Raw genomic sequence first — 4,943 nt, 5'->3', positions numbered from 1 at the left:
GGGCGGTGGTCCCCGGACGCCCCACCGGTTCGGGGCGGACCGGGGTCGGGGGGAACGGCTCGGCGACCCCCGCGCCCTTCGGGCGCCCCGGCACGGCCGTCGGTCCGGCCGCCCCGAACCGGCGCCGGTGGCGCCATCGGCCGTAGCGGATCGCACCCCACAGGAAGCCGGAGAACAGCACGATCAGCAGGGCGGCGAAGACCAGCCACAGCAGGGCGGCCCCCGGCAGTCCGGCGGGGTCGGCGTCGGGCCAGGCTGCGGGGATGTCGCCCGGCCCGGTGAGGAAGGAGCGCAGAGCGCCGGCCGTGCCGATGAAGGTCACGCCCTCGGGCCAGGAGCCGTGCGCGACCCAGCCGGCGATGCCGGTGGCCGACCAGACCAGGACGGTGAGGGCGGTGGCCAGGGCGAGGACGCCCACCAGCACGCCGTCGGGCACCCCGCCGCGTCCGGCGGCCGGGGCCGGAGCGCGCCGCGCGGGTGGGCCGTGGGCGTCCGGGCCGTACGGGTCGTGGTTGCCGCCGGAGTGGTAGCCGCCCCGGGGGCCGTCGTCCGGGTGGTGACTCATGTGCGTTCCGCTTCCCCGGCCTCGCGCCGGCTCCCGTTCTCCCGGTCCCGTCGATCGGCGGTCAGCGGGCGCCGCGCTTCTCGAAGGAGATGGCGCGGGCCTCGGTCTCCGCCTCGTAGTCGTCGTGGTCCCCGTACCCCTCCCCGTGGCCGCCGCCCGGCGCGAGGGCGCCGGGGGCCGCGGATCCCGGGGGCGGCGGGGACGCGGAGGATTCCGTCATGGCGCGGTCGGTGAACACCAGTGGGCGTTCCGCCTCGGTGATCAGGTGCTTGACGACCTGCACGTTGCCGTTGACGTCCCACACGGCCATGCCGGGGGTGAGGGTGGGGATGATCTCCACCGCCCAGCGCGGCAGGCCGAGGACGTGGCCGGTGGCCCGGGCCTCGTCGAACTTCTGGGCGTACACGGTTCTGGTGGAGGCCATCTTGAGGATCGCCGCCGCCTCTTTGGCCGCCGCGCCGTCCACCACGTCCGAGAGGTGGTGGACCACGGCGACGAAGGACAGGCCCAGCCGGCGGCCGAACTTCAGCAACCGCTGGAACAACTGCGCCACGAAGGGCGAGTTGATGATGTGCCACGCCTCCTCCACCAGGAAGATGCGCTTCTTGCGGTCGGGGCGGATCCAGGTGTGCTCCAGCCACACCCCGACGATCGCCATGAGGATCGGCATGGCGATGGAGTTGCGGTCGATGTGGGAGAGGTCGAAGACGATCAGCGGGGCGTCGAGGTCGATGCCGATGGTCGTCGGCCCGTCGAACATGCCCCGCAGGTCACCGTCGACCAGGCGGTCCAGCACCAGGGCCACGTCCAGGCCCCAGGCCCGCACGTCCTCCGGGTCCACGTTCATGGCGTCGGCGGACTCCCGCGAGGGGTGGCGCAGCCGCTCCACGATGTCGGAGAGGATCGGCTGGCGGTTCCCGCCCTCCTCGAGGATGTCGCGCCGCACGTGCGCGTGCGCGACCTTCAGGGCGAAACCCGAGCGCTCGTCCAGGCCCCGGCCCATCGCCACCTCGATGATGGTGCGCAGCAGGGCCAGCTGCCCGGTGGAGGTGATCGCCGGGTCCAGCGGGTTGAGGCGGATGGAGTGTTCCAGCGCCGCCATGGGGTCCAGCCGGATGGGGGTGATGCCGAGTTTCTCGGCGATCAGGTTCCACTCGCCGACGCCGTCCTCGCCCTGTGCGTCGAGGACCACCACCTGGCGGTCGCGGAAGCGCAGTTGACGCAGGACGTAGGTCTTCTCCAGGGCGGACTTGCCGTTGCCGGACTCGCCGAGCACCAGCCAGTGCGGGGCGGGCAACTGCTGGCCGTAGAGCTGGAAGGGGTCGTAGATGTAGCCCTTGCCGCTGTACACCTCGCGACCGATGATCACGCCGGAGTCGCCGAGGCCGGGAGCGGCGGTGGGCAGATAGACCGCCTGGGCCTGGCCGGTGGAGGTCCGCACCGGCAGCCGCGTCGTCTCCGCCTTCCCGAACAGGAAGGTGGTGAAGGCGTCGGTCAGGGCGGTGAGCGGATCACGCGGCAGCACGACGGCACCTCCTCCTCGACGGGCCGCCTGCGGGCGGCCCCCACGGCTCTCCCCTCCGGCGGCGCGGGTGGACCGGTGGCACGGGAGCGGGCGGCGTCATCGGCGGATCCCCGTCGCGAACGGCAGGGTGTTCACGAAGGCCCGGTGGTGCTCCCGGTCGCACCACTCCAGCTTCAGGTAACTCTTCCCGGCCGAGGCCCGGATAGTCCGCTTGTCGCGGGCCAGGGCCTCGGGGTGGGGGGAGGAGACGGTGAGGTAGCCGACCAGGTTGACGCCGGCGGCGCCGGAGGCGAGGTCGTCGCCGCGCTGGTCGACGCGGCCGTGGGCGGCCACGTCCCGGGGGTCCACGGTGCGGTTCATCTTGGCCGCGCGGGCGGCCTCGGCCTCGTCGTTGGTCTTCTCGGTCAACATCCGCTCGATCGCCACATCGGTGGGTTCCAGGTCCATGCAGACGGCCACGGTGCGGATGACATCGGGGGTGTGGACCAGCAGCGGGGCGAGGAAGTTCACGCCCACCGGGGTCAGCGGCCACTCCTTGACCCAGGCCGTCGCGTGGCACCACGGGTCGCGGGTGCCGGACTCGCGGGTCTTGGCCTGGAGGTAGGTGGGCTGCCGGGCGTCCAGCTCGGCCGGCCAGGCGTTGCGCTGGGACATCGCCTGGATGTGGTCGATGGGGTGGTCCGGGTCGTACATCGAGTGGATCAGGGACGACAGGCGGGCCTCCCCGAGCGGCTGGCGGACCCGGATGTCCGCCTCGGTCAGGCGAGCGCAGATGTCGGTCAGTTCGCGGGCCATGACGATCGCCAGGGCCTCGTCGCGGGACATCTTCGGCCCCCGGCCGCCGGCGCGGGCCGCGCGGGCGATGGTGGCGGCCTCGTTGGCCAGGTCTCGGGAGTGGTGCATGCAGGCCACGAGGTAGGCGCGGTGCTGCTCACTGGAGGTGGACACCATCGACAACAGGTGCTCGTAGGAGTCCTGGAGCCAGCGGGGGGCGTCGAAGTCGCCCCGATCGGTGACGTCGTTGGTGTGCGCGTCGGGGTCCGCGGGCAGGGTGCGGGCGAGCATCTGGATCCGGGTCACGTAGCCGTCGCCGTTGGCCACGTGCTTGAGCAGTGTGCCGAAGCGGTCGACCAGCGCCTCCTGGTCCTCGCTGTCGCGCAGGCCCACCCCCGGGCCCTCGATCTCTATGGCGGCCGTGACGGTCCGGCGGTCGGCGTGCAGGAGCACCGCGATCTCGTCCGGGCCGAACGGCGCGGCGAGCCAGGTGATCCGGCCCACGCCGGGGGGTGCTCCGACGGAGATCTCCCGGCCGTTGAGCGTGATCCCCGCCTCGGGGGCGTCCGAGCGGTAGGTCGCGCCGCGCTTGAGCAGGCGTCGGAAGGAGCGGTTGATCTCGAACCACCTGTAGAACGTGCGGCCGTTGTACGGCACGTACACCGCGGCCAGGGCGAGCAGGGGGAAGCCCATGAGGCAGACCAGCCGCACCGTGAGGTTCGGGATCAACAGACCGCTCATCATGCCGAGGAAGGCGCCGAGGATGATCAGCGCGATCTCACCGGTCTCCCGGTTCTTGCCGACGATGGCCTGCGGCCGGGCGCGCCCGATGAGGTAGGTGCGGCGGCGCGGCGGTGCCTGGGTCTGCGCGGGGGCGTTCACGAAGACCTCCCTGCCCGGCGGCGGGGCGCGTACGCGTGGCCCGACTCGCCGGTGACGGGCCGGGCGGCGGCGCCCGTCCCGGACCGGGGGTGGTGCGGACGGATCACGAGCCGCCTCCCGCGCGGCCGGGGCCGCCGGTGCCGGCACCGGTGCGCGGACCCGCGCCGCCCGCGGGGCCGGAGGACCCGCGCGAGCCGTGCGCGGCCACGCCGCCGGCCAGCGGATTGGCCGTGGCACCGCCGCCCCCGCCGGGGCCGGACGGACCCGAGGGGGCGTTCGGCCCGCGGGCGCCGTGGGTGCCCATGCCCTGGCGCAGCACGGTCGCCGGGGTGGCGATGGCGGCGGAGGCGGTGCGGTTGGCGGTGTCCCGGCGCATGGCGCGGTGGTTGACGATCTCGTCGCCGAAGCCGGGCACGAAGCGGTAGATCATGGCGGAGGCGAAGATCGCCAGCAGGATGATCGCCAGGCCGGAGACGATCGCGCCGAAGGCGCTGGGCCCCTCGGCGGTGGTCAGCGCGGAGGCCAACCCCAGGACGATCACGATGATCGGCTTGACCATGATGACCGCGATCATGATGCCCGCCCAGCGGCGGACGTGACCCCACAGGTTGCGGTCCACCAGGCCGGCGTACACGGCGGTGCCCAGGAGGGCGCCGACGTACAGCAGGGCGGCCCGGATGACCAGTTCCAGCCAGAGCACGCCGGCGGCGAGGATGGATATCAGCGAGACGACGATCAGCATGATCGGGCCGCCGCCGATGTCCTCGCCGGCCTGGAGCGCGGCGGAGAACTGGCCGAAGAAGGCGTCGGAGTTGTCGCCGGTGCCGAAGGCGATGGCCTCGGTGACGCTGTCGGTGGCCGCGACGACGACGTAGAGGATCAGCGGGGTGAAGGCCGAGGCCATGACGGTCAGCCAGAGGTAGCCGACGGCCTCGGAGATCGCGGTGGTCAGCGGCACGCCCCGGATGGCGCGCTTGGCCACCGCCAGCAGCCACAGGGTGAGGGTCAGGACGGTGGAGGCGGCGAAGACGACGGCGTACTGGCGCAGGAAGGACGGGTTGGTGAAGTCCACCGTGGTGGTGGAGGACACCGCGGCCGAGAGCTGGTCGACGATCCACGCGGCGGCGTCGGCGCAGCCGCGTGCCAGGGAGGAGAGGGGGTCGAGGGTGGTGTCCAGCGGGTTGGAGAACCCACCGC

General features: G+C 73.0%; 3 protein-coding genes and 1 pseudogene. All 4 read right to left on the bottom strand.

The annotated features are described in order from the left end of the window. Nucleotides 1-565 (bottom strand): annotated as a pseudogene (locus FNQ90_RS12510) (hypothetical protein); the annotation flags it as partial. A 61-nt stretch (nucleotides 566-626) separates the two neighbouring features. After that, on the bottom strand, nucleotides 627-2,090 hold the full coding sequence (locus FNQ90_RS12505; RefSeq protein WP_182606443.1) for an ATP-binding protein: 1,464 nt from the start codon (nucleotides 2,088-2,090) through the stop codon (nucleotides 627-629). Between the two features lie 96 nt (nucleotides 2,091-2,186). Next, a complete protein-coding gene (locus tag FNQ90_RS12500) occupies nucleotides 2,187-3,746 on the bottom strand; it encodes an SCO6880 family protein (protein ID WP_182606442.1) in 1,560 nt (519 codons plus the stop codon). A 103-nt stretch (nucleotides 3,747-3,849) separates the two neighbouring features. Then, a partial coding sequence (locus FNQ90_RS12495) for a hypothetical protein (RefSeq protein WP_182606441.1) occupies nucleotides 3,850-4,943 on the bottom strand: 1,094 nt, incomplete at its 5' end.

This window comes from Streptomyces alkaliphilus, from assembly GCF_014141535.1.
GTDB classification, from domain to species: Bacteria; Actinomycetota; Actinomycetes; order Streptomycetales; family Streptomycetaceae; genus Streptomyces; species Streptomyces alkaliphilus.
The sequence above is the reverse complement of the archived record's forward strand: the minus strand, read 5'-3'. Positions and strand labels throughout refer to the sequence as shown.